This window comes from Chitinophaga sp. 22620 (genome assembly GCF_052044405.1).
Taxonomy (GTDB): domain Bacteria; phylum Bacteroidota; class Bacteroidia; order Chitinophagales; family Chitinophagaceae; genus Chitinophaga.
The window spans coordinates 612,220-639,216 of sequence record NZ_JBQEMV010000004.1 but is presented as its reverse complement, the minus strand read 5'-3'; the positions used below and the strand labels follow the sequence as shown (position 1 = coordinate 639,216).

Below are 26,997 nucleotides of genomic sequence, written 5' to 3'. Positions count from 1 at the left end.
AGCACCGGCCTTAATCACTAAAACATATATCCATGACCTTCAGAAAAATGGCCCTCCCCTTTGGAGGGAAACCCTTGTACCCGGCATTTTTCCTTCTTGCGCTCAGCGTCGCGGGCGCGTCCTGCAAAAAGATGCAGGAAACGAAAGATGCACCCCGCGCCGAAACCGTTGCCGTTGCCAATGCCGCCTCCGCCGCGGAAGATTTTACCATCGCCGTGCTGGGCGACACACAGAATTACGTGGACTTCGGCAACGATCCCGATGATGCGGACTGCCAGGGAATGACGGCTTTCACCAACATCGTCAGCTGGATCATCGCCAACAAGACCGCGGAAAAGATCCAGTACGTCGTGACCCTGGGCGATATCACGGACCAGTTCGGCTCAACGTCCGCCGGCACGGAAGACCAATGGATACGCGCCCACGACGCATACGAACCGCTGAAGGCTGCCGGCGTCCCGTTCGGCGTGGTGCCCGGCAACCATGATATGAAGCTGGCCGCCGGCGGAAATTATCCCAACGACGGCACTACGTTCAATGTGAATGTGTTCTTCAACAAATACTTCAGCCGCCCGCAGTTCCCGCTCTACAACAAAGAAGGCTTTCCTGTAGACACCTCCAATGAAAATCACTTTGATGTGGTGAGCACGCCGGCGGGGGAATTCCTCATCCTGTATTTAAGGTGGCATCATATGGAAAGTGAAGCGGACCCTGCGATCACCTGGGCCTACAACGTAATGAGCAGGCCGGAGAACGCCAACCGTAAAGTGATCGTAGCTACGCACTACGCAGTGAGCAGAAGAGATACCGATCCCGTAGACGGCAAAAACGACTGGGGCCTGATGCTCTATCAAACGCCGGGATACAGTCAACCGCAAAAGATCTACGACCGGCTGAAGCAGTTCCCCAACTTCTTCCTGTTCCTGGGCGGCCACGCCGTGGGAGAATTTTCGCGGCAGGACACCTACGAAGGCCATACCGTGAAAAGCTTCACCACAGACTTTTCCAACTCCTGCGGCACCGGCTCCACCAGCTACCCTGAAGGCGTGATCCGCACCATGAAGTTTTCCGCCGCCAACGATCTTATTGAACTGAAATCCTTTGTACCCGGGCAAGCGGCGCTCAATACCTTCACCGTGCCCTGGAATCACAGCTTCACCACTTCCCGTACAAACGATTATGATAATAACGGCGTCAGCCAGATGGCCTTTTTCAACAACGGCTCCTGGACCATCCAGGGCATGAGCAATATCACCTTCGGCGTATCCGGCGATTATCCCGTGCCCGGTGACTATGACGGCAATGGTAAAACGGATGTGGCGATATTCCGCCCCGGCGGCCTGTGGAGAAGAAGAAATATCACACCGGACATACAGCTGGGCCAGAATGCGGAAGACATACCCACGCCCGGCGATTTTGACGGCAACGGCACCACAGATGCCGCTATCTACCGGCCCAGCAGCAGAACCTTCTACGTGCAGCAGCCATACCTTTCTTCCAATATTTCCTTTGTATGCGGCAGCGCGGGAGATATACCCGTACCGATGGATTATGATGGTGACGGGAAGGTGGATTTTGCGACATTTAATCCCAATACCGCCATATGGTCCATTCCCGGCATCAGTAATTTCCAATACGGCGTGAACGACGACATCCCGGTGCCCGGCGATTACAACGGCGAAGGCCGCAACACGCGGGCCGTTTACCGCCGTAGCACGCACACCTGGCATGTATATGGAAATCCCAATAGCATAACGATCGGCCAGAACGGGGATATACCCGTGCCGGGCGATTATAACGGTGACGGCAAAACGGATATTGCCGTATACCGCCCTTCCACAGGAGAACTGATCATCAGCGGGCAACCAACGGTTGCTACCGGCGTGATCAACGGCAAGCCTGTAAACCTGCCTTATCATATCAGGAAGTTCTTCTTCCCCTGATAAACTTTTTCCGGGGGTAAAATCCAGGTTTTACCCCCTTTTATTTTCCCCGCAAAGGCCCGCTAAAACCCGGGGAAATCTTCCTCCGGCAGCGGCACATTGTTGTTGGAGTGATGAAAGATATGCAGCTCAAAAGCGCTGATCTTATTCAACGGGTAATACTTCACCGGCCCAAAACCCAGCATCAGCCGCACTTCCCGCAGGCTGCCCTTTAATCCCCGCCCGTTGTAGATCGGCACAAACACCACGCGTTTCCCGAAGGTGGTCAGCGAATCCTTAATTTGAATGCCGGGACGTTTCCCATGTGTATGCTCCATGTAATACTCCCGCACCAGCCTGAACTTCCGTGAAAGGCTCTTCTCATCTTCGCCGATATCCTTCAGGTCCGCGGCCATCAGCTGCCGGAAAGCTTTTTCATCGTTTTTTTCAATGGCAGTGAGCACCGCGTTGCTGGTTTCCGTGATCCGGCGCTCCTCGTCGGAAGGTTTTTCCTTACAGGCGGCGAATGTCAGGACAGCAAACAGGCAGAATATCCAGGTGCGGCATTTCATGGTGATCCGGCTTTTGGTCATTACAAACAGATTTGCGGAAAGCAGTGTAACAGTTCTCAATTTAAAGCTTTCGGATCAAAAAGTAAGGGTGACGGAATATATAAAAAGCCAGGCAATACGCCTGGCTTCAATTTTATCAACTTTGTATTTCGATGCGCTAGAATAATTCCGTCTGTATATTCCCATCCTCACCTTCTTCCTTCTCCGCTTCTTCATCTTCGGTGATCAGCTCTATGCTCACGAAATCGTCGCCGGCGATCCTGGTGCCGACGGTTTTCCAGCCGGCCACTTCATACACTTCATGCAGCGCGATCTCCTCTTCTTCAGGCGACCGTTTTTTTCCGGTACGCAGTATCGCCACGGGCTCGGCCTGCGTGGTCACCAGTTCCAGGTAATTGTTCGGTCCTTCTTTGATGAAGGAGAATTTATTATTGAGCGTCTGCGTTTCGATCTTGAAACGTTTGATGTTGAACTGCTTTTTGTCCGCATCGAAATACACGGCGGTCACGATCCTTTCCGGGTTGAATTTCTCGATGTACACAGCGTCGTTGGATTCGTAACGGTTGGTGATCTCGTAATTGGTGAGCTCGTAAGTGCCGTTTTTGTAGAACACGAGTATCTTGTCGTCCCCTTCAAAGGCGCCGACATAAATGCCGCGCTGTTCGGTATTGAGGCGGCCCACTGCATCGTCGTACCAGATCTTGATGCCGCTGAGGGTGGAAACGCCTTTTTCTTTGAATTTCACGGTGCGGATAGGCCACTTGGTCACCACGTTGCCCATGGAGCTGCGGGCTTTGATGGGAATGGTCTCGAAGTAGAAATCGAATTCTTTTTTCTTGGCCGCGCAGTTCGGGCTGAGGCGCACGGTCACTACTTCGGCTTCCCCGTTGGGGTTGGCGGTGAAGTAATGCACCTTGGAACCCTTTTCTCCTTTGGTGAGATGGTATTCCTTATCGCGGGTGATGCCGGTTACGTTGAAGCGCTTGGCAAGACTGTAGCCGGTTTTGCCGTCCACGTAGATCATGTTGTAGGTCATGCGTTCGTCGCCCTTGCGGAACACGTCCACATGGATGATGTCTTTCCCCACAAAGGTCTTATCCGCCACCTTGGTCACCAGCATCACGCCGTCGCGGCGGAATATGATGATGTTATCCAGGTCCGAACAATCGGCAACGAATTCATCTTTTTTGAGCGAGGTGCCGATGAAACCGTCTGCCCGGTTCACATACAGCTTGGTATTGGCAATGGCCACCTGCTGCACCTGGATGGTGTCGAACAGCTTGATCTCTGTTTTACGTTCGCGGCCTTTGCCGTATTTCTTGAGCAGGCCTTCGTAATAACCAACGGCGTAATCGGTCAGGTTGGCCAGGTCGTGTTTCACCTGTTTGATGTCTCCCTCAATGCCTTTAATCTGCTCGGCCAGCTCGTTGATATCGAGCCGGTAGATGCGGCGCACGGGTTTCTCGGTGAGCTTGAGGATGTCTTCCCGCTGTATCTCCCGCTTCAGCAGCTTTTTATACGGGCCGAAACCTTTGTCGATGGCCTGGAGAACGGTTTCCCAGTCCTTATGTTTCTGCTCAAGCTCTTTGTATATCCCTTTTTCGAAGAATATTTTTTCGAGCGAGGTATAATGCCATTTTTCTTCCAGTTCCGCCAGCTTTATCTCCAGTTCCCTGCGCAGCAGCTCTTTCGTGAAATCAGCGGAATACTTCAGCAGGTCAGACGCGCCCATGAACACGGGCTTGTCTTCCATGATCACGCAGGCGTTGGGGGAAATGCTCACTTCGCAGTCCGTAAAGGCGTACAGCGCGTCGATGGTGATGTCCGGCGAAATACCGGGCGCCAGCTGCACTTCGATCTCCACGTCCTTGGCGGTATTGTCCACCACTTTTTTGATCTTGATCTTGCCGTTGTCGTTCGCTTTCACGATGGACTCCATCAGCGCGGTGGTGGTTACGCCGTAAGGCACGTCTTTGATCAGCAGCGTCTTTTTATCTTTCTCCTCGATATGCGCCCTGACGCGCACTTTCCCGCCGCGTCGGCCGTCGTTGTAATTGGTCACGTCTATCATGCCGCCGGTCAGGAAGTCCGGGTAAAGCTCGAACTTTTTACCGCGGAGGTATTTGACGGATGCATCTATGAGCTCGCAGAAGTTGTGCGGGAGTATTTTGGTGCTGAGGCCCACGGCAATACCTTCCGCGCCCTGTGCCAGCAGCAGCGGGAACTTCATGGGCAGCGCCAGCGGTTCGTTCTTGCGGCCGTCGTAGCTCAGCTGCCATTCGGTGGTTTTGTTGTTAAAAGCAACTTCCAGCGCAAATTTGGAAAGGCGCGCCTCGATGTAACGGGCAGCAGCCGCATCGTCGCCGGTACGCACATCGCCCCAGTTACCCTGTGTTTCGATCAGCAGGTCCTTCTGCCCCAGGTTCACGATCGCATCGCTGATGGATGCATCACCATGCGGGTGGTACTGCATGGTTTGACCGATCACGTTCGCCACTTTGTTGAAACGCCCGTCATCCATTTCCTTCATGGCGTGCAGGATGCGGCGCTGTACGGGTTTCAGCCCGTCTTCCACGCCCGGTACCGCACGCTCCAGGATCACGTAGGATGCGTAATCCAGGAACCAGTCTTTATACTTCTCATCTACGTGCGCAAGGCCATGCAGTGATTCGTCCGGTGTTTCGTTGATGTTGCTCATATGCTTAAATAGAAAAAATTAAATTTTACCGTTTCCCCGCCAGGAAATCGTCCCGCCAAACACGCACGGAATCTATCTTCACGTCATCCAGCGTGTTCAGCTCAATGAAAGAGCAATCGGTGACCGCTTCCAGCTCGTGCCAGATGCGCACGGGTATTTCCACTTTGGCCGGGGCTTCGATCAGGTCCGTTCTCAGCTCGCTTTCTTCCAGCGGGCACCAGTGAAGGTATGCTTTTCCGCTCAGCAGGTACATGATCTCGGGGTTCTTGTATTCGCTGTTGCCCTGATGGTAGTGCTGGCCGCTGCTGGAACCGGCGTTGCGGTAACAGAGAATGAAAGTCCCTGTTCTGAACGTTTGCCAGTCGAAGTTCTGCCCCCTGTTGTCTTCCCCCCGCAGTTCCAGCGGCGTAATAGTGATCTTTGGCATGTTATGCATTTTCCGCCGGCGCGGTATCGCTTCCGCCACCCGGCAATTTGATCTCGTAATCACGCATCGTTTTCAGCTCGCCCTTATATTCCAGCTTCTCCTCTTTGATCAGCTCTTTCAGCCGCCAGTTGAGGAACTGGTCCATTACCGGGTATTTGAACTTCCCTACTACCTGCGCGATCACTTTATTGGCTTTCTGAAATTCTTTGGTGGTTTGCTGCAGCAGTTCCTTGTCGAAAAAAGCGCCCGGCTCGCCGCGCAGCTTCTTCCCTCCTTCGAGGATGCGCACGCCCGCGTTCTCGTTCATCAGGCGGCGCCATTCGTCGCCGTCCAGCTCAAATTCCGCGAGCGACACTTCCCTGGCCAGCTTTTTCGCTTTCAGGAATTCCTTTGGCAATATCTGGCTGAGGTGCGTGGGGTAAAACACGCCGTTCTTTTCGTTCAGGAAAGGCAGGTTGTTGAGGTAAATGAGATGGATGCGGCCCGAAAAGCGGTCCAGCTGGCTGATGAGCCAGTAATACCCGCAAACGTCGGTCGCATTCTGCCCGGCCCAGATCCAGATCTCCAGCTCTTCTTCCTCGCGGAGGCGGGCTTTCAGCTCACGCACGGGGTCCGCCGGCGCCTCGGCCACTTCGCCTTCGGCGGGAACGGCCACTGCTACGTCCTGCACGGTGTTCCACCATTCACGTCTTGCCGCGCGCCCGTCCGGCGTATCCAAAATAAAGAGCGGCCCCACGGCGAGGTCGTCCCCGAAACTCATAATTTCTCCTTCCAGCAGCGGGTCCAGTTCCATGGCCGCTTTCAGGTTGGCCTCGGAGCTTTGCCCGAATACAATATGTAATATCATTTCAATGCTCTCAATAAACGGTTATACATTATACCTTTGCTTCTTCGGCCTCTTCCACGAGGTCTTTTTCGTAGCGGAGGTTGCTGATGATGAAATCCTGCCTGTGCTGGGTGTTCTTGCCCATGTAGTATTCCAGCATTTTCGGCACCGGCATGTCCTGTGAAGGAATGATAGGCGATTTACGCATGTCGTCGCCGATGAACTGGCCGAACTCTTCAGGCGAAATTTCACCCAAACCTTTGAATCGCGTGATCTCGGGCTTGCTGCCGAGCTTTCTCACCGCTTTCTGTTTTTCCTCCTCGCTGTAACAGTAAATGGTCTGCTGTTTGTTGCGCACGCGGAACAGCGGCGTTTCCAGGATGTATACATGCCCGTTCTTCACGAGATCGGGGAAGAATTGCAGGAAAAAAGTGAGCATCAGCAGGCGGATATGCATCCCGTCCACGTCCGCATCGGTAGCGATCACGATATTGTTGTACCGCAGCCCTTCCATGCCTTCTTCGATATTGAGGGCGTGTTGCAGCAGGTTGAATTCCTCGTTTTCGTACACGATCTTCTTGGTAAGACCGTAACAGTTCAGCGGCTTACCGCGAAGGCTGAACACAGCCTGCGTTTCCACGTTGCGGCTTTTGGTGATGGAACCGCTCGCGGAGTCGCCCTCGGTAATGAAGATGGTCGTTTCTTTCTGTTTGCTGGCCAGCTCATCCTTCTGTTTGCCCGTGTACTCCTCGTTCATATGCACCCGGCAGTCGCGCAGCTTTTTGTTATGGAGATTGGCCTTTTTGGCGCGTTCGTTCGCCAGCTTTTTGATGCCGGCCAGTTCTTTCCTTTCCCTTTCGCTCTGCTCGATCCTTCTCTTGAGCGCATCCGCCACGGCTGAATTACGGTGCAGGTAATCGTCCAGCTGTTTGCTGAGGAATTCCAGCACAAAAGCCTTCATGCTCTGCCCGCCTTCGGAAACGGCCAGGGAGCCCAGCTTTGTCTTGGTCTGGCTCTCAAACACCGGCTCCTGCACGCGCACGGCAATGGCGGCGCAAATGGAAGCGCGTATATCGGTAGCGTCGTAATCTTTTTTGTAGAAGTCGCGCACGGTTTTCACGAAGGCCTCGCGGAAAGCGGCCAGGTGCGTACCGCCCTGGGTGGTATGCTGGCCGTTTACGAAGGAATAATATTCTTCGCCGTACTGGTTCTCGTGGGTAATGGCCACTTCTATATCCTCGCCCTTCAGGTGGATGACAGGGTAACGCAGGTCGTCAGGGTTGGTCTTGCGTTGCAGCAGGTCCAGCAGCCCGTTCTTCGACAGGAATTTTTGCCCGTTGAAGCTGATGGTGAGCCCCGCGTTCAGGAAACAGTAGTTCCAGATCTGGTTCTCCAGGAAGTCAGGTATATAATGATAGTTCTTGAAAACAGTATCGTCGGGGCTGAAGGTCACCAGGGTGCCGTTAGGCTCGCTGGTGCTGGTTTCCTTATGCTCTTTCGTGAGCACGCCCCTTTCGAACTCCGCGGTTTTGGCCTTGCCTTCGCGGATGGAGGTAACTTTGAAATAGCTGCTCAGCGCGTTGACGGCTTTGGTACCCACGCCGTTCAGGCCCACGGATTTCTGGAAGGCCTTGCTGTCGTATTTCGCGCCGGTGTTGATCTTGCTTACCACATCCACTACCTTGCCCAGGGGAATGCCCCGGCCAAAGTCCCGCACGGTTACGCTATGCTCGGACACCTTAATGTCTATCTGCTTGCCGAAACCCATCATATGCTCGTCTATACAGTTATCCACCACCTCCTTGATGAGGATGTAGATACCATCGTCCATGCTGCTGCCGTCTCCCAGCTTGCCGATATACATACCGGGGCGGAGGCGGATGTGCTCCCGCCAGTCCAGCGAGCGGATGGATTCCTCCGTATAGGCATTGAACATGTCTTTATTTTCTGCCATAGTCTGTCTGTTAATCTCTTGATGTTGAAACCGTTGGGGTGAGGCTGGCCCCGGCCCCTTACTAAATCTTTTAGCAAAACCCGGTCGTTGGCAAAAATAAAGGATTGTCCGAATATCCCAAGTAGATTTTATGCACCATACCTATTTTGTTGGAATTGAAAGATTTGGGGCGATATTCACATTTCTCCTTCTTCCCTCCTCCCAAACCGCGCCCGGAAATCACACGTTCGTAGAATAACGTGTTATCAAAAAAATGCATATTTTTTTCAATAAGTGTTCAATACCGGGCTATCAAATAAATTTCTATTCAAATATTATTTTATATGATTAAATTATCTATATTTACATCCAGCTTCCGAAAGAAAACAGAAAACCTAGTAAAGAAATAAATGTATCCTGATGAAAACTGTCTTTTTTACGTTAGTTATTGCTGTATTGATCGTCGCACTCGTAGTGACATTCCTCGTGAGCCAGGAACAGCGGGATATGCACCGTTTTAAGAACGTGTTCATCCGCATGATGCAAAAGTTCGATTCCTGGCAGATGCTGCGCTGAGGTTATTCTTCCAGATTTCCATTTCCAGACAAGCTTTTTAACTTCTAATTCCTATACCTATGAAAACCGGCTTATTATTTAAACTGGCATGCCTGTGCATTGCCTCCGTGGTCCTGATCGCTCATTTTGCGCGCACCTACATGAGAAAAACGCGCCTGGCAAAGCTGCGCTCCGCCCACTAAGCCAAAACACAAGCCAAACCTGGTATATAAAGGCGTACCAGGCACAGTTGAGAACAAAATTGATCCGTTCCTTCCGGGGCGGGTCTTTTTTTATCTCTTTATGATACGATCCTCGCAAAAGTGCCTTAAAAATTTGCAAACCCCGGCAGGATTGAGTATATTGTCTTCACACACAGGATTATACACTACAGTTACAGCTTGCACTGAGGATACGGAAAACACCGTCTCCCGCTCATTAATTGATATTGCCGCAGGCGATACGCTACCATCGTCTACGGCCCATATTCCACCACCAATGAAAAGAAACCACATAGTGGCCATTGCTGCTGTAGGCTTGTTGTTCTTCCGCGCCTGTACTTCCTCTCCCGGCCCGCGCAACGCTGCTGCCGGAAAACTGCCGGATGAAGTGGATTATAACTTCCACATACGGCCTATCCTTTCCGACAAATGTTTTACCTGCCACGGTCCCGACGCCAACAAACGCGAAGCCGGCCTCCGGCTGGACATTGGCGATTCCGCTTTTAAAGCCCTGAAGGAAACGCCCGGCGCGTTCGCATTTATTCCCGGCAAGCCGCATGAATCCGAAGTGTACAGGCGGCTGGTCACGGAAGACACTTCCCTGCGCATGCCTCCTCCCAATTCCAACCTCCAGCTCACACAATATGAAATAAAGCTCATTGAAAAGTGGATCAAACAGGGCGCGAAATACAAACCGCACTGGGCCTTCGTTCCGCCTAAAGCCGCGAAGCCGCCCAAAGTGGAAGAGGAAGAATGGCCGCGCAACGACATAGACCGTTTTGTGCTCGAAGCCATGGAACGGAACGGCCTGGAACCCAATCCTGAAGCGGACCGTGAACGGCTGCTGAAACGCGCCTGCCTGGACATTACCGGCCTGCCGCCCTCCCTTGAAATGATGGACCGCTTCCTGGCCGACACCCGCCCGGATGCATACGAGCGCTGGGTAGACACCCTGCTGGCCATGCCGCAGTACGGCGAAAAAATGGCCGTTCACTGGATGGACGTAGCGAGGTATGCGGACAGCCATGGTTACCAGGACGATAACTACCGCTCCCAGTGGCCCTGGCGCGATTGGGTGATTCACGCATTCAACGTCAACCTGCCCTACAATACTTTTGTTACCTGGCAGCTGGCCGGCGACCTTTTACCTAATTCCAGCCGCGAACAGCTGCTTGCGTCCGGCTTCAACCGCAATCACAAGATCACCGAAGAAGGCGGCGTGATAGATGAGGAATACCGCGTGGAATATGTGCGGGACAGGACGAATACCCTTGGCAAAGCGTTCCTGGGCGTTACCATCGAATGCGCGCAATGCCACGACCATAAATACGATCCGTTCACACAAAAAGAATATTACCAGCTTTCCGCCTTCTTCAACAACGTACGTGAAGTAGGCCTGGAAGCCACCGTGGGCGGGCCGGAAACGTATGCCAAAACACCTTACATGGAGATATCGAATGCGGAAGTGAAAGACGTGCTTTCTTTCATCAACCGCACCGATACCAACCGCCTGATCGTATCCGTAATGGGCGACCAGGACACCGTAAGAACTACGTATATCCTTAACCGTGGGGTGTACGACGCGCACGGGCTTGAAGTAACTGCCGGCACGCCGCGTTCCATCATGAACTTCAGCGGCCAGCCCAACAGGCTGGGCCTTACGCAATGGCTCTTCAGCCGGCAGAACCCGCTCACTGCAAGGGTTTTCGTGAACCGCATGTGGCAGGAAGTATTCGGCAAAGGCATCGTCAAAACCTCCGGCGACTTCGGCATGCAGGGCGAGCTGCCCTCCCACCCCGAGCTGCTCGACTGGCTGGCGGTGGATTTTATGGACCATAACTGGGACATAAAAAGACTGATGAAACAGATGGTCACTTCCGCCACCTACCGCCAGTCCGCCGTGGTGCCAAAAGAAAAACTGCGGGCGGACCCTGATAACATCTGGCTTTCCCGCGCGCCGCGTTTCCGCCTGCCCGCAGAGGGCGTGCGCGACCTGGTGCTGGGCAGCAGCGGCCTGCTCGTGAAAAAGATCGGCGGGCCCAGCGTGAAACCTTATCAGCCGAAAGGCTTGTGGGAACTGGCCACCTCAGGCAGGGGCATACTGGCCACCTATAAGCAGGACCATGGTGAAAGTCTTTACCGGCGCGGGTTATACACCTTCATTAAAAGAACTGTTCCGCCTCCTTCGCTCATGATATTCGACGGCAGCAACCGCGACCAGTGCGAAGTGAAACGCTCCACCACCAATACACCGCTGCAGGCGCTCGTGATGCTCAACGATCCGCAGGTGCTGGAAGCCTCGCGCGTGCTGGCAGCAAAGCTGCTGCACGAAAAGAAAGAACCGGTGGAAACCGCTTTCAGGATGATCGTATGCCGCAGGCCGCAGGAAAAAGAACTGGCGATATTGCAGGAATACTACAAGGACCAGCAGGCGCATTTCCGCAGCCAGCCCGATATGGCGGACAAAGTGATCCGCGCGGGAGAGTACCCGCTGCCGGATAAAAAGCAAATACCGGAAGTAGCCGCGCTCATGCAGGTGATCACCGCTATTTACAATCTCGAAGAATCGACCAGCAAGAGCTGAGAAACAGCGCAGCATTTTCAACCACTAAACTCCTCACTGATGGATAAAGAACTCTTTGAACACGGGCTGAACATGAACCGCCGCCGCTTCCTGAGCCGCCTGAGCCTCGGGCTGGGCAGCGTTGCGCTCGGTTCGCTCCTCATCCCCGACCTTTTCAGCGGCGCTGCCGGCTCCGAAGAAATGGGCTTCCCGCCCGGCATCCCGCACTTTGCGCCGAAAGCCAAACGCGTGATATACCTCTTCCAGAACGGCGCTCCCTCGCAGCTGGAAACATTCGACTATAAGCCGAAGCTCCGCGAAATGATGGGCCAGGAGCTGCCCGCATCCATCCGCATGGGGCAAAGGCTCACGGGCATGACCTCCGGGCAGTCCTCCTTCCCGCTGGTGGGCTCCTTCTACGACTTCAAACAATACGGCCAGGCCCGCGCATGGATCAGCGACCTGTTCCCGCATACGGCCAAAGTGGTGGACGATATCTGCATCATCCGTTCCATGTTCACCGAAGCCATCAACCACGATCCCGCGCTTACCTTCTTCCAGACCGGCGCGCAGCAGGGCAACCGCCCCAGCATGGGCGCATGGCTCAGTTACGGGCTGGGCAGCGAGAACAAGAACCTTCCCGCGTTCTGTGTATTGCTCTCCCGCGGGAAAGGCAACGGGCAGGGCGTATATTCCAAGCTCTGGACCAACGGCTTCCTGGACAGCATTCACCAGGGCGTACAGTTCAGCAGCGGCGAAAGCCCCGTGCTCTACCTGAACAATCCCGCCGGCATGGATTCCACCGGCCGCCGTAAAATGCTGGACAAGCTCGCCGAGCTGAATCACCTTTCTTACAGCGAGTTTGGCGATCCGGAGATCAGCACCAAGATCCAGCAATACGAAATGGCGTACCGCATGCAAACCGCCGTGCCCGATATTACCGACCTCAGCAAAGAGCCTGACGATATCATCAAACTGTACGGCCCCAACTGCCTGGTGCCGGGCACTTTCGCGTCCAACTGCCTGCTGGCGCGGAAGCTCAGCGAAAACGGCGTGCGCTTCGTGCAGCTCTACCACCAGGGATGGGATGCGCACAGCAACCTGCCGAAAGAAATGGCCGGCCAGGCAATGGATGTGGACCAGGCTTCCGCCGCGCTCATTACAGACCTCAAGCAGCGCGGCATGCTCGATGAAACACTCGTGATCTGGGGCGGAGAATTTGGCCGCACCAATTACAGCCAGGGCAAAATGACCAAGGAAAATTACGGGCGCGATCACCATCCCCGCTGCTTCTCCATCTGGATGGCGGGCGGCGGCGTGAAACCGGGCATGGTGTATGGCGAAACGGACGACTTCGGTTACAACATCACCAAAGACCCCGTGCACGTGCACGACTTCCAGGCCACCGTTATGAACCTGCTGGGCCTCGACCATGAAAAACTCATCTTCAAACATCTCGGCCGCCGTTACCGCCTTACAGACGTGGCAGGCACCGTAATAAAAGACCTGATAGCATAAACCATATGAACAGAAGAAAATTCCTGCAATCCGCAGCCATCGCAGGCGGATCATTTTATATCAGCAACGGGTTATTTGCACGCGACAACGGCGCGGTGTACGGGCATAACAACATGAAGTACCGGCTGGACAACAAATGGGGAAACCTTGACCCCGCGCGCTTTCCCGTGAAGGACTGCCACGAGATGATACAGGACAAAAAAGGCCGCGTGTTCCTGCTCACCAATGAAACAAAGAACAACATCCTGATCTATAACAAAAGCGGAAAGCTGCTCAGCAGCTGGGGGCATGAGTTTCCCGGCGCGCATGGCCTCACGCTGTCGCCCGAAGGCACGCTTTTTATAACGGACACCGACCGTCACCAGGTGTTCAAAACCACGCTGGACGGGAAGATACTGCTCACCATCGATTACCCGGCGGACAGTGGTGTGTATCAGAAGAAAGAAGCCTTTGTGCCCACGGAAACCACCGTGGCGGACAACGGGGATTTTTTCATTGCGGACGGTTACGGTTCCCAATACATCCTTCATTACAACGCTTCCGGCAAACTGCTTGGTTTCTTCGGCGGAAAAGGAAAAGAAGACAAACATCTTGATAACGCGCACGGCATCACGATAGACAGGCGCAACGGCACGCCCACCCTGCTGGTAACGGACCGCACGCGCAACTGCTTCAAACGTTTCAGCATGAACGGCGAGCTGCAGGAAAAGATCATGCTGCCCGGCGCCTGCGTATGCCGCCCCGTGATCAAAGGCGATCACCTGTATGCAGCCGTGCTGCGCTCGCCGGACCTTGGCAGCGAAGGCAGCGGTTTTATAACCATCCTTGACAAAGAGAATAAAGTGGTGTCCAACCTCGGCGGCACTACGCCCGAATACGAAAACGGCCAGCTCAAACCCATGCGGCAGGCGGAAAAGATACTGCATCACCCGCACGATGTGATGGTGGACGATGAAGAGAATATTTACGTAGCACAATGGGCTTCCAACAAAGTATATCCCTATAAATTCAAACGCGTGTAGCATGCTGAAAAAGATTGCGGACAATGCGCTGATCGCGTGTAATATATTTATCCTTTTCCTGCTTGTTTTTTATCAGCAATTGCACATCCCCGCCTGGCTCCAGGTAGCGGGAAGGATGCACCCGCTGCTGCTGCACTTCCCGATCGTGCTGATCATACTCGCTGTGGCGCTGGATTTCATGAAGTTCAAAGACAGGTATCTGCTGAACGGCCTTTGGCTGGCTGGCACCTTAAGCGCTGCCCTTTCCGTGATCATGGGCATCATCCTTTCACGCGAAGAAGGTTACGGCGGCGACATGCTGGCCTGGCACAAATGGGCGGGCATTGCCGTGCTGTGGCTTGCCACGGCACTCTATTGGTATCGCAGCACCAAGGTCAGAACGGAAACGCCGCCTGCACGGAATAAATTCCTGAAACCCGGCGGAGCTTTGCTGCTCGTTGCCATCGCCGTTACGGGCCACTTCGGCGCCAACCTCACGCATGGCGACGATTTCCTTTTGGCGCCGGTAACACCCAAACCCAAAGCCGTACCGATAGACCAGGCCATGGTGTTCGACCACCTCGTGAAGCCGATACTGGAACAGAAATGTTTCAGCTGTCATAATTCCGCCAAAGCAAAAGGCGAACTGCTCATGCAAACCAGGGAACAGTTGCTGAAAGGCGGTAAGAACGGCGCGCTGTTCGTTGCCGGCAATCCAGCCGCCAGCCTGATGATGGAGCGCCTGCACCTGCCGCTGGAAGCAAAGGAGCATATGCCGCCCAAAGGCAAAACGCAGCTCACTCCCGATGAGATCGCCATCCTGCACCAATGGATCAGCCACGGCGCCGACTTTAAAACCAAAGTGGCCGAACTGGCGAAAGAAGATACGCTGTACCAGCTGGCCGCACAATTCCTGGCGCCGCCCGCGGAAGACGAATACACCTTCGCCGCGGCCAGCGAAGCCACCCTCAAAAAGCTGAACAACAACTACCGGGTGATCTATCCCATCGCGCGGAACAGTCCTGCCCTGGTAGCTAATTTTTATAATAAAACACAATACAGCAAAAAGGCGCTGGAAGAGCTGCTGCCACTGAAAGCCCAGCTGGTGGAGCTTCACCTGCAAAAGATGCCTGTGCAGGACGAAGACCTTGCCATCATCAAACAGTTCACGCAGCTGCGCAAGATCAATCTCGACTTCACGGCCATTAAAGGCACAGGGTTGAAAGAACTGGCCTCGCTGCCGAACCTGCGCAGCCTTGCCCTTTCCGGCACAGCCATTACCCTGGCGCATCTGCAGCCGCTGCTGCAAAACAAATCTCTGCGCGAGGTGTACTGCTGGAGCACCCCGCTCACCGCCGCAGACTGGCAGCAGCTGGCGAAACAAAAACAAGTGCGCTTCGAAAAAGGATATGCGGACGACGGCAGCAATCCTCTCAAGCTGAACCCGCCCGTGATCGAGAACGAACAGTCGATTTTCCTGAGCAGTCAAATGCTTGCGTTGCGCCACCCGATCAAAGGCGCCGAGATCAGGTACACGCTGAACGGAACGGAGCCGGACAGCCTGAGCTCGCCCGTGTATACAGACAGTCTCCGGCTGGACAGTTCCTTCACCGTAAAGGCCCGCGCGTTCAAACCCGGCTGGTACGGCAGCGAAACCGTGCAGGCGCGTTTCCTGAAAACCACTTTCCAGCCTGATAGTGCGGTGCTGCTGAAACCCGCCAATGAGAAATATCTTGGCGAAGGCCCCCGCACATTCCTGGACCACCAGACCGGGAATTTCGATTTTGGCAATGGTAAATGGCTGGGCTTCCGGTACAACAACATGGAGCTGCTGCTGCTGTTCCACAAGCCGGTGAATGTGAGCGCCGTTACTGTCAGCACCCTTCAGCGGAAAGACAGTTACATCTTTCCCCCGCAGCGCCTGGAAATATGGGGCGGGGCGGATCCGGAAAAGTTAACGCTGCTGAAAACCATCAACCCCGGCATGCCCGGCAAAGACACGCCGCCGGCCTATAACAGCCTGGTATGCAACTTCCCCGGCAAAGAAGTGACCTGCCTGAAAGTGGTGGCCGTGCCCGTGCCCAAGCTTCCTTCCTGGCACGAAGGCAAAGGACAGAAAGCATGGATATTCGTGGATGAAGTGCTGATCAACTAAAGCTTATTATTTCAATACACAAAAAGAGGCTGTCCCGGGTAGGGACAGCCTCTTTGCATTACGCGTTCGCGCGATGATCATTGCCACAGCGGGTGCTGCGGGTATTTGGCTCCTGTCGTTACAGCGTCTATCTGCGCCTGCGGGATGGGCCGCACAACGTGCCTTCCCTGGATGTTCTTCTGGCCGTCCGTGTTGTGCAGCACCACGCGGTTGATGAGCTGGCCGGTGCGCACCAGGTCGAACCAGCGGGTGAGCTCGCCGCACAGCTCGCGGGAACGTTCGTCCAGGATAAAATCTATGTTCAGGTCAGCCGCTGTAATATCCATCTGCTGCGGATTCGGATTGGGGTAAGCCGCTCTTCGCCGCACTGCGTTGATGTATTCCAGCGCTTCGCCGGGGCGGCCGTCTTTATACAGCGCTTCCGCGGCATTCAGGTAAGTTTCGGCAAGCCTCCATACGATCACGGGGCGGATAGATGGGTAGTTCATATCCGCGCGTTTGGTATCGTAATATTTGATCATGGCGGGAGACATGGACGTGTTGTATTTCCGCGGCGGTATCATCAGGTAAGGTGCGGCTGCGATCTCCGCATCTGTTTTGTTCACGCCGGGCATAAAGATGGCGGTATCTCCCACTTTGTATTTCGGGCCGCCGGCTACAGCGCCGGCGGGGGCTCCGGGAGGCAACGGGCTCGGCCATTTGGGAAGCTTGTCGGGATTATTGCTTAACCAGGCTACCTGGAAGGTCTTTTTGTAACGGGTATCGATCACTCTTTCTTTGAATACCGTATCCGTCAGCCAGCGGGTCGGCACTACGCGGATGTACGGGCGGCCGTATTTCACGTCGCGCTGCATGCCGTCCAGCTCATCGTACTTGGGTACCCAGAGGTGGTTCAGGATATTATCGTGCCCGCTGCTGTTGCCGGGGCCGTTGTAAGGCAGGTTGGAAGTGTGCTGCACGGTCCAGAGCACTTCTGAATTATCTTCGTTGCCTTCGGCGAACACGCGGCCGAAATCGTCCTGCAGGCGCAGGCCGGCGCCGGGCGCTACGTTTTTGATCAGGTCTACGGCCACTGCGGCGGCATTCCTGAAATCGTCCGGCTTGGCGTATTTGCCGCCGGCCCTGAACAGGTATACTTTCGAAAGCAGGTGCATTGCGGCGGCCTTGCTGGTTTTACCGGGCACCACTCCTTCCGTAAAAGGCCCGGCAGGCAGCGCGGGTATGGCTTCGGTAAGGTCTTTGACGATCTGGTCGAAAGCAACACTGCCGGCCTGTTTGTCCGCGGAAGTTTTAGCCTGTGTCTGGAATTCCGTTGAAACGGTGATGTCTTCAAACAGCTGCACCAGCACGAAGTAATAATTGGCGCGAAGAAATTTCACTTCTGCCACCATTCTCGCTTTTTTCTCCGGGTCAAAATCTTTCAGCTTATCAGCGGCGGCTATCACGCCGTTGCAGTTGTTGATGTACAGGTAACAGGGCCGCCATACATTGTTCATGGTGCCGGTAGTAGACGTATAGCCGCTGGCGTACTTGTTCATATCGTTGCTGCCGTCTTTACCGGAAATGAATTCATCGGTGCCGGGCACGGTCATGAAGAAATAATCCATAGTTCCCCATACCGTACGGCCGCCCGCATAAGAAGCGTCGTAGGCCATCTGGAAGCCCTGCGGGGTTTCCAGGAACTCCGGGGTAAGCGTGGAATGCGGATTTTCTTTCAGCTTATCCTGGCAGCCCGCTATCGTAAAAGCAACGGCCGCGCCGAAATAGAGCAATATCTTTTTCATACAAGCATTTTTTTTCAGTTAAAAAGTCACGTTCAAACCAAAGATCAGGGACCATGTCGGCGGGGTATCCACCGCCAGCGCTCCGGCTGATTCAGGGTCGAGGCCGCCAAAGTCGTTCACGTAGGGAGAGAAGAGGATAAAGGGATCTTCCACGGTGGAATAGATCCTTACGTTCTTCACGCCCAGCCTGCGCGTCGTTTCCGGCGCGAGATTGTACCCGAGCCCGATGCTCCTGATCTTCAGGTAAGAGCCGTCGAAATAGCTGAGGGTATTGGAGTTGGGACTGTTGGTATTGGCCGCATTGGGCTTGGGCCAGCGGTTCTCGTGATTGGTCGGCGTCCAGTAATTAACAGCGAGGTTGTTGTAATTGCTCTGGAAAGTATTGGTGAAAGAACCGCCGCTGCGGTGCATGTTGCTGATGAGCGTGCTGCCCATTCTTGCAAAGGCGGCAACGGTGAGGTCGAAGCCGCGGAAGGTGAAACGGTTGGTCATGCCGCCTTCCCAGTCGGGCTGGCCGGAACCGAGTATCACGCGGTCGTCTGACGTACTGAGCTTTTTATTGCCGTCCGCATCGTCGTAGCGGATGTTGCCTATCACGGAACCGGTACCGGTAAGGGTTTGGCCGTAAGCTCTCGCCGCGGCTGAGTCTTCGGGCGTGTTCTGCCAGATGCCGATCCTGCGCAGATCGTAAATGGAACCGATGGGATAACCCACGAACCAGTTGTTGGAAATGTCGCGGGTAATGCCGTCGGAGAGTTCGGTGATCTTGCCGCGGTTGATCATGAAGTTCAGATCGGTGGTCCAGCCGAAATCGTTGCGTGTTTTCGGAACAACGTTCACGGAGCTCAGCTGGAACTCGAAGCCGAAGTTCTCCGTCTTGCCCACGTTCAGCAGGATGGAGTTCTGGATACCGGAGGTGGGCGGAAGGTTCTTCGGCAGCAGCAGGTCGCTGGTAAACGCCTTGTACACCTCGATGGCGCCGGAAATGCGGTTGTTGAAGAGGCCGAAGTCCAGGCCGCCGTTCCAGGTAGCGGTGTATTCCCAGGTCAGGTCCTTGTTGGGAATGCTGGCGAGGAAAGCGCCGATCACCATGTTGTTGTCACCGTAGTTGTATTTCACGTCCTGGAGGCTTCCAAGCGTCTGGTAGGGATTGATGGCGGTGTTGCCGGTTCTGCCGTAGCTGGCGCGCAGGCGGAGGTTGGAGAAAGTGGGATTGTTCTTCAGGAATGTCTCGTTGGTAATATTCCAGGTCAAAGCCATGGACGGGAACATTTTGAAATAGTTGCCGGGCGCGAGGCGCGACGAACCGTCGGAACGCACGGTGAGCGTGAGCAGGTACCGGTCGTCGAACCCGTAATTCAGTCGGCCCATGTAGGAAATGATGGCCCATCTTTCCTGGTTGCCGTCCCCTGTAAGATTCGCGCCGTATTGCGGGCCGAAGTATTGCAGGAAGTCCGCCGGCAGGTTCTGGTTGTTGAAGGTGTTATCCTGGTAATTGGATTGCTGGTAGCTGTACATACCGGTGAGGTTCACGCGGTGTTTTTTCGCGAATATCTTGTCGTACGTGAGCAGGTTCTCCAGCGTGTAGTTGGAAGAGAAACGCGTGCGGTTGCTGGAGCGGGAAAGCGCGCCCAGGTTGTTCGTGGTGTTGCTGGCGTAGAAGTTGCCGTACACATCGGTGCGTATCTCGATACCGGAATTGAAGCGGTATTTCAGCCCGGGCAGGAACTCGTAATCCAGGTACAGGTTGGTGAAGGTGCCGAAACGTTTGCGCGTTTCAACGGCCGCGTCTTTCACGAAGTTGGCCAGCGGGTTCCATACCTGGCTAGCATTGGCTTCCACGAAACCAACGAGGTTGCCTGCGGAATCGTACGGCAGCGAAAGCGGGTTGGCTCTCAGCGCCTGGCCCATCGGGTTGGCGCCTTCCCCTTCGGTTACGCTGTAGGTGTTCAGCGAACTGAGCCCCACTTTTAAGCGTTCGTTGAAAGTCTGATCCACACTGGCTTTTACAGTATACCGCTCAAAGGACTGCCCGGGATAAATGCCCGTTTCCTTGAAATAACCGCCGGAGATCGCATACAGGGTGGATTCCGTACCGCCGGTAACGCTCACCTGGTGATTGGTGTTCATGCCGGTTTTATAGATGAGGTCCTGCCAGTCTGTACTGCGCCCCGTTCTGGCCGATTCGATCTCGGTGGCCGTGAACTCGTCGCCGGCAGTATTCAGGCGCGGATCGTCTATTCCGGTAAAAGGATCGGATGATGCGATCTCGCCCCAGTATTTCGCCCATTTTTTGAACGTGAAAAATTCTTCTCCGTTCATCACGGGGAACTTGCCGCGGTTCTTCACCATACCATAATAACCGGCATAATTCACCTGCGCTTTGCCGATGCGCCCGCGGCGGGTGGAAATGAGTATTACGCCATTGGCGCCGCGCGAGCCGTAAATAGCGGTGGCGGAAGCGTCTTTTAATACTTCCACGGAGGTCACATCATCCAGGTTCAGGTCGTTGATGTTGCCGTTGAAGGGAATACCGTCCACTACGAACAGCGGGTCGTTGGATGCGTTGAGCGAGCGGTTGCCGCGGATAAGGATCCTGGGAGTGGAACCGGGCTTGTTGTTGCCGCCGCTCTTCTGAACGTCCACGCCGGCGGCCTGCCCCTGCAAAGCCGCGCTGATATTGGGAACGGGCGTGTTCTTGAGCGATTGTTCGTTGATGGATACGATGGAGCCGGTAACGTCCGAACGTTTCTGTTTACCGTAGCCCACTACGATCACTTCGTTAAGGTCAGCGTTGTTGGGTGTCAGCTGGATAGTCAGGTTTGCCGGGGCCGTTGCGCCCAGCCTGATCTCTTGCGTTACATAACCGATGAAGGAAATGCGGATGGTGCTGCCGGAAGGCACTTCAATCGAAAAGGCGCCGTTGGCATCGGAAGCTACGCCTTTTGATGTGCCTTTCAGCGCCACTGCCGCGCCGGGCAGCTTTTCTCCTGATGGGCTCACGATCGTTCCTTTTACGGTGATCTGTTGCCCCTGTGCAAACAGGCGCGGCGGCAGCAATAAAGCCAGGAACAATAACAGCAGGGCTAACAACCCGCTGCGGCCCCGCCACAATGCATGGCAAGTAACATAATTCTTCATAACGGAATTTTTAAAAAGTAATAAGTGGGTGGAATGATGATCATGGGATTTCTGCTGAACACCCGCGGGGACGGGGCTCTGCTTCGGCAGGAATGATTCTTTATTTGTATAGTCGGCGTCATACAGTTTAGTTTAAATTGTTACTGCAATAGCAATGAAGCTGCACAAGGCAGGTCATTATCCATTCCAGATAATCAGTTACTGTAAACGCGGTGGGATAGGCCCTCTCAGGGCAGGAATGAAAACGGGAACATACATCGGATGAAGGCTGGTGATCTGGTTGGTGATGGCAATAACATGTACTCCCGGCTTTCAGGATGCCGTTCAACGTACAGGTACGTGCTCATCAGTATTTTTTCCGGATTAGTGCCCGGCGGAATGCGGGCGACAGTTAACTTTTTTCATACTCGTGGATTTAGAATGATGGGTTTCAGTCGCCAAACCAAGCGCAACTCTTCCCGGATGCCTTGCTGTTACTGGACGTACACCATTTTACGCAAACGTTTGCAGCAAAGTGGCAAAAAATAAGCGTGTGACGTACGCTTCAATGAATTCGAATATCGGTAAAAAATGAACAAGTAGGATGTTAGGGGTAATTTAGAGGAAGTATCGGGTAAAAAAAAGGAACCACCTGCGTGATTCCTTCTTCAAATATGTTGTGTTCCGCGCCTAGCGGTTGAAATATTTATTAACGGCGTCCGTACGGCTGCGCACGTGCAGCTTTTCGTAGATGTTGTGCACATGCCGGCGAACGGTCTCGATGCTGATGAACAGGTTGCCTGCGATCTCCTTATACAGGAAACCTTTGCTCAGCTGGTCGAGTATCTCTTTTTCGCGGGACGTAAGCGCCTCCAGGGCCGGGTTGGGTTTGGCCTGCTTCTGGAAATAGGCCACCACCCTCCTTGCGATCTGGCTGCTCATGGGGGAGCCGCCGTCGTGCAGGTCGCGGATAGCGTCCAGCAGTTCGCCGGGTGAGGTCTTTTTCAGGATGTACCCGCTGGCACCCGCTTCCAGGGCCATAAAGATCTTATCATCGTCCTCGTAAACGGTTAGCATCATGAATTGCATATCGGGGAATTCCGCTTTAAGGCGGGCGATGCATTCGATGCCATTCATACCAGGAAGGTTAAAATCCATCAGCACCACATTGGGTAACAACTGGGGTATCTTTTCCAACGCATTTTCTGCATTGTTGAAAGCGCCAATGCAAGCATATCCTTCAGAACCATTAATCAACAACTCCATGGCCGAACGGATATCATGATTGTCCTCAACAATAGCCACAGAGATGATATCCATGCTATTTTGTAGCTTTTTTTTCGAATATACCATCATTTAAGTTTAAAGTCATAACACCAAGATGTTATTAAAAGTAAATTTAGATTAATTTAATGGTATATCTAAGAAAACTGTCGTACCGTTCTGAGATATGATGTCTGCCTGCCCTCCCACCTGCTGCATCCGCTTCTCTATGTTCTTCAGCCCGTTGCCGAACAGGCGTACCTTTTCGGGGTCGAAGCCTTTCCCGTTATCCTTGAGCATGATGGTCATATTTTTGAAAACTTTTACCTCGATGATCACCTCGGAGGCCTGTGAATGTTTCACGACGTTGTGCAGCGACTCCTTTACGGCCAGGTAGATATGCCTGCGCGTGCCGCCGCTCAGCTTCACATTGGGTATGTTCTCGGGTATGATGAAGTGATGCTGGATGTGCGCATGCTCCAGGAAATCGGCCGCAAAGCTGCGCATATAAGCTATCAGGTTGGCCAGTGAGTCGTTGGAGGAGTTCATGGCCCAGATGATCTCGCTCATTTTGTCCACCAGCTCGCCAGCCGCCTCGGAAATTCGTTCTATCTCCTTGGTCTGCCCGGTATCCTTGATCTTGCGCTTGGCGATCTCGCTCAGCAGCCGGATGGTGGAAAGGCCTGAGCCCAGGTCGTCGTGCATGTCGCTGGAGATACGGGCCCGCTCCTGGTCCACCGCCTGCTCTTTCTCCAGCTTCAGCTTCTCATTCCTGATCTTGTAATCCAGGTACAGCGCGGAGAAATAATAAGCGATACCCAGCACCAGCAACAACAATAGGAACCTGAACCAGAGGCTTTGCCAGAACGGTATCCTGATCACGATCTGCAGCGTGGTAGGCTCTGTATTCCACACTTCGTCATTATTACAGGCTTTTACTTTGAATATATAGCTGCCGGGGCGCAGGTTGGTGTAACGGGCCATGCTCTGGTTGCCGGCCATCAGCCAGTCTTCGTCCGCGCCTTCGAGCATGTACTGCACCTTGTTTTTCAAAGGGTTGGTAAATTCGAGCGGCACATATTCTATGGCAATGGTATTCTGGTTGTATGGCAGCTCCACTTTATGCAGCAGCGATATCGCCGTGTCCGACTTAAACGGTTTGTCCAGCACTTCCAGGCGTTTGATGATCACCTTGGGCGTCCAGGGGTTGTTCTTGAAGTTGCGGGGATAAAAGCCGGTAACGCCGCGGATGCCCCCGAAGAACAGCTCGCCGTCCATGCTTTTGAAATACGCGCCGGTATTGAATTCGTTGCTTTGCAGCCCGTCCTCGAAATTGTAGGTCACCAGGTTGTCTCCATTCTGCCTGATCTGCGTAATACCTTTGTTATGACTGATCCAGATGCCGTCCTTATCGTCCAGCAGCACGGCGTACACGTAGTCGCTCACCATGCCCGTATAGTCATAGCTGTTATAGTGCTTCAGCTTCCTGTATTCTTCGTCCAGCACCAGCAGCCCTTTGTTGGTGGCCACCAGCAGGTGTTTATGAGCGTTTTTGTTGATGGATTTGATCTCGGTGTCTTTCAGCCCCAGGTTGATCTGTACCCATTTGCTCTCGTCGGTCTTGCGGCAATAAAGATTGGCCTTTGTGCCCACGTACTGGTTACCCCAGAAGTCTTCGAAGAAGCAGGTCAGCTGCTCGTCTGAAAACCGGTGCACAATGGCCGCAGCGAGCCCTTTATCGGAACTGTTGAATTTCAGCAGGTATTCGCCATAGTTAAAATAGGTTTCCCCGTTCGGCCGCTTGCTCACGAAAGGATAGACGTCATCCTGCTCGGGAAGGCCCAGCGCCTTTACTTTCGGGGTGAGGTCGCGGAAGGTCTCGGACTTGATGTCGAACAGGCCGATGTAGCCCTTCACAAAATGGAACCACAGCGTTTCATAGTCTTCGCGGCAGATAGCATGCAGGTTGTTCGCCGGGAAGGTGCCCGGCTTTTCTTCGTTGGAAATGCGTTTGAGGTATTTGCCGCCTTTCTCGTAAATATCCAGCCCGTCCTGCAGCAGCCCTACGTACAGCCGGCCGTCGTCGTGCTTGTACACGGCCTTCACGATGTTGTGCGAAATGCGCGGGGAGCGGTAAAGGGAGAAAACTTTTTTGTTGGGGGCGTATATTTTCAGCCCGTCCCCGTCTGTGCCCACCCACATATTATCACCGGCGTCGCGGTAAAGGGAAATGATCTTATTGAAGGAATTGGTTTCGAAGCCGTTGAAGCTGGTGATATGGTTCACGATCTCGTGGTTGGCGAAATTGAACACCAGCACACCGTTGTTCCCGCCGATCCAGGCATTGCCGCGGTCGTCCAGCTCGATGGCGGAGGGAAGGAAAGGCTCCTTCAGCTCGTTCACTTCGGTGTAGGGAAGGTCTGTATACTTGTTCCGCCGCGTGTCAAAAATGGTGATATGCCCGTTGCTGGCCAGCAGCAGGGAATCGGGATTCAGCACTTTGATGACGGGTTTGTCTGACAAGGTAGGCAGGCAATACGTGGTGAGCCGGGTGGTATGGATGTCCATCTTCACCAGCTGCTCTTTTTCGAATATCATCCAGATCGCATCGTCCTGCTTGGCCAGCGCCTCCGGGATCATCCTGCGTTTCATAAACGAAGGCGGGTACAGGATGATCTTTTTCAGCTCATAAGTGAGGTTGTCCAGCAGGTAAAGCCCCTTGGAAGGCCGCCACACCCAGAGGGTCTGGGTAGCCTGGTCTTCACCGAGTATCCTGAATTTGGCCACGAAGTCGCGCTCCATTTCGTTCACATACGTCGAATCGACGAACACATCGCGGAAACTGTTCTTATAGCGGTCGTACAGGCTGATGCCGAGGTTATGGGCAATGAGGAGCTGGTTGCGTTTGTCGCGGTAAAAGGAATGGTGCCGGGTGCCGCTGAGGCCGAAACTTTTCACGACTGCCCTGCCCTGCTGCGAAGCGGAGCTGTACACCACGCGTTCGGCGGGCCGCGGGGGGCTTTTCTCGAAAGCGGGATTGTAGCGGTATTCGTTGAACACATACCCGTCGAACCGGTTCACACCATCGAAAGTGGATATCCAGAGGAACCCTTCTTCGTCCTGGATAAGGCTGTAAATACTGCTTTGGGTCAAGCCCCTGTCCACTCCGTAAGAATCGAAGTTATAACTCCGTTCCTGCGCGGAAGCGGATGGAATGAAAGCCAGGAACCAAAATAGGGCAAAGATGCTTATCTGTATTAATGAACGCATCAGGGTGATTAAATGGGTATTAGCATGTTTGCGGTGAATGCAAATATATAATTCTACCTTACACTTTGTAACAAATTTGCATTTTTCTTATTTATTATTGCTGCAAATTGATGTTTTATGAAACTCAGGTGCATTCTTTTCATCCTTTTTACCACGGTATTTGCAGAGGTCCATGCACAGGGTATTTCCCGCCGGGTGGAAGCGCTGGTGAACGCCCCCATTAGCAGTATCCGCGGGCTGAGCGTGGTAACGGACGAGGTGGTATGGGTATCCGGCACGCAGGGAAAGGCCGGCAGGAGCACAAACGGCGGTAAAACCTGGGAATGGTTCACCGTTCCGGGCTGCGACAGCTGCGACTTCCGGGATATCGAGGCTTTTTCCGCCGACCGGGCAGTGATCATGGGCATTGCGGAGCCCGCGCGCATCTTTTTGACCGAAGACGGGGGCCAGAACTGGAAACAGGTATATTTCAACGATACGAAAGGCATTTTCCTGGACGCGATGGATTTCCGGGACGATAAACAGGGGGTGATCGTGGGTGATGCGATGAACGGCCGTTTCAAAGGCCTGCAAACCGGCGATGGCGGGCAAACCTGGCAGGACCTTGAAATGCCCGAAGCTGCTGAAGGCGAGGCTTGTTTTGCCGCCAGCGGCACTACCCTGCGCGTTTTACCGGGGAAACAGGCGTTCGCCATCGCTTCCGGCGGCGTTAAAAGCCGTTTTTTCCGCTATAGCGGCGGCAAATGGGCGGTGATCGGCTGGCCGGCCACGCAGGGCGCAGCTTCCAAAGGCATTTTTTCATTCGCTTTCCATGGCGCGAAAAATGGCGTGGCCGTGGGCGGCGATTATGTGAACCCGAAAGACGAAAACAACAATTGCCTGCTGACCGCAGACGGCGGCAACACCTGGTTTTTGCCCCGGAAGGCGCCCCGCGGCTACCGTTCGGCCGTGGAGTACCTGGACCGTAAACAGCTGATAACCACCGGCCCGGGAGGCACGGACCTCTCCACAGACAGCGGGCAGACCTGGGAAGCGCTCACGGATGAAGGTTTTCATGCCGTAAGAAAGGCTAAAAAAGGATCAAGGGTGTATCTTGCGGGCGCAAAAGGCAGGATCGCCGTGCTGCGGATCAACGATCAGGCGGATGGGCGAAGCAAATAAGCTGTTAA

The 26,997-nt window shown here is 54.0% G+C and carries 16 protein-coding genes; 7 read left to right on the top strand and 9 right to left on the bottom strand.

Going from position 1 to position 26,997, the window contains the following annotated elements; translation table 11 throughout:
- Positions 1-32: 32 nt before the first annotated feature.
- The gene (locus ACTJIK_RS21975; protein WP_440649687.1) at positions 33-1,943 is read left to right on the top strand and encodes a metallophosphoesterase; all 1,911 of its coding nucleotides are present in this window, start codon (positions 33-35) and stop codon (positions 1,941-1,943) included.
- A 62-nt stretch (positions 1,944-2,005) separates the two neighbouring features.
- Here the strand turns inward: ACTJIK_RS21975 and ACTJIK_RS21970 are convergent, their stop codons facing one another.
- The 5 genes from ACTJIK_RS21970 to ACTJIK_RS21950 all read right to left on the bottom strand — a co-directional run bounded on the left by ACTJIK_RS21970 (position 2,006) and on the right by ACTJIK_RS21950 (position 8,399).
- Positions 2,006-2,515, bottom strand: coding sequence for a hypothetical protein (locus ACTJIK_RS21970; protein WP_440649686.1), 510 nt, complete (start codon positions 2,513-2,515; stop codon positions 2,006-2,008).
- A 136-nt stretch (positions 2,516-2,651) separates the two neighbouring features.
- Positions 2,652-5,192, bottom strand: a complete 2,541-nt coding sequence (locus ACTJIK_RS21965; RefSeq protein WP_440649685.1) for a DNA gyrase/topoisomerase IV subunit A — start codon at positions 5,190-5,192, stop codon at positions 2,652-2,654.
- 25 nt (positions 5,193-5,217) lie between these two features.
- Positions 5,218-5,619, bottom strand: coding sequence for a hypothetical protein (locus tag ACTJIK_RS21960; protein WP_440649684.1), 402 nt, complete (start codon positions 5,617-5,619; stop codon positions 5,218-5,220).
- Position 5,620: 1 nt separating this feature from the next.
- On the bottom strand, positions 5,621-6,466 hold the full coding sequence (locus tag ACTJIK_RS21955) for a DUF1835 domain-containing protein (protein ID WP_440649683.1): 846 nt from the start codon (positions 6,464-6,466) through the stop codon (positions 5,621-5,623).
- 28 nt (positions 6,467-6,494) lie between these two features.
- The gene (locus tag ACTJIK_RS21950) at positions 6,495-8,399 is read right to left on the bottom strand and encodes a DNA topoisomerase IV subunit B (RefSeq protein WP_440649682.1); all 1,905 of its coding nucleotides are present in this window, start codon (positions 8,397-8,399) and stop codon (positions 6,495-6,497) included.
- Positions 8,400-8,798: 399 nt separating this feature from the next.
- Here ACTJIK_RS21950 and ACTJIK_RS21945 point away from each other — a divergent pair, with 399 nt between their 5' ends.
- The 5 genes from ACTJIK_RS21945 to ACTJIK_RS21925 all read left to right on the top strand — a co-directional run bounded on the left by ACTJIK_RS21945 (position 8,799) and on the right by ACTJIK_RS21925 (position 16,391).
- Entirely contained in the window at positions 8,799-8,954 is a 156-nt protein-coding gene (locus ACTJIK_RS21945) for a hypothetical protein (protein ID WP_162946217.1), read from the top strand.
- A 477-nt stretch (positions 8,955-9,431) separates the two neighbouring features.
- Complete coding sequence (locus tag ACTJIK_RS21940) at positions 9,432-11,738, top strand: PSD1 and planctomycete cytochrome C domain-containing protein (RefSeq protein WP_440649681.1); 2,307 nt, start codon at positions 9,432-9,434, stop codon at positions 11,736-11,738.
- A 39-nt stretch (positions 11,739-11,777) separates the two neighbouring features.
- A complete protein-coding gene (locus ACTJIK_RS21935; RefSeq protein WP_440649680.1) occupies positions 11,778-13,235 on the top strand; it encodes a DUF1501 domain-containing protein in 1,458 nt (485 codons plus the stop codon).
- Between the two features lie 5 nt (positions 13,236-13,240).
- Positions 13,241-14,257 carry a 6-bladed beta-propeller gene (locus ACTJIK_RS21930; RefSeq protein ID WP_440649679.1) on the top strand — a complete coding sequence of 339 codons (1,017 nt, stop codon included), beginning with the start codon at positions 13,241-13,243 and terminating at the stop codon, positions 14,255-14,257.
- Position 14,258: 1 nt separating this feature from the next.
- Complete coding sequence (locus tag ACTJIK_RS21925; RefSeq protein ID WP_440649678.1) at positions 14,259-16,391, top strand: c-type cytochrome domain-containing protein; 2,133 nt, start codon at positions 14,259-14,261, stop codon at positions 16,389-16,391.
- 77 nt (positions 16,392-16,468) lie between these two features.
- Here ACTJIK_RS21925 and ACTJIK_RS21920 read toward each other — a convergent pair whose 3' ends face one another.
- From ACTJIK_RS21920 to ACTJIK_RS21905, 4 genes are all read right to left on the bottom strand, one after another.
- Positions 16,469-18,175: a RagB/SusD family nutrient uptake outer membrane protein gene (locus tag ACTJIK_RS21920; protein WP_440649677.1), complete on the bottom strand. Its 1,707-nt coding sequence runs from the start codon at positions 18,173-18,175 to the stop codon at positions 16,469-16,471.
- 18 nt (positions 18,176-18,193) lie between these two features.
- A complete protein-coding gene (locus tag ACTJIK_RS21915; protein WP_440649676.1) occupies positions 18,194-21,316 on the bottom strand; it encodes a SusC/RagA family TonB-linked outer membrane protein in 3,123 nt (1,040 codons plus the stop codon).
- Between the two features lie 669 nt (positions 21,317-21,985).
- Positions 21,986-22,615, bottom strand: a complete 630-nt coding sequence (locus tag ACTJIK_RS21910) for a response regulator transcription factor (protein WP_346320203.1) — start codon at positions 22,613-22,615, stop codon at positions 21,986-21,988.
- 84 nt (positions 22,616-22,699) lie between these two features.
- Complete coding sequence (locus ACTJIK_RS21905; RefSeq protein WP_440649675.1) at positions 22,700-25,828, bottom strand: ligand-binding sensor domain-containing protein; 3,129 nt, start codon at positions 25,826-25,828, stop codon at positions 22,700-22,702.
- A gap of 117 nt (positions 25,829-25,945) precedes the next feature.
- On the opposite strand from ACTJIK_RS21905, the gene ACTJIK_RS21900 reads away from it, so the two are divergent.
- Entirely contained in the window at positions 25,946-26,989 is a 1,044-nt protein-coding gene (locus tag ACTJIK_RS21900) for a WD40/YVTN/BNR-like repeat-containing protein (protein WP_440649674.1), read from the top strand.
- Positions 26,990-26,997: the final 8 nt, after the last annotated feature.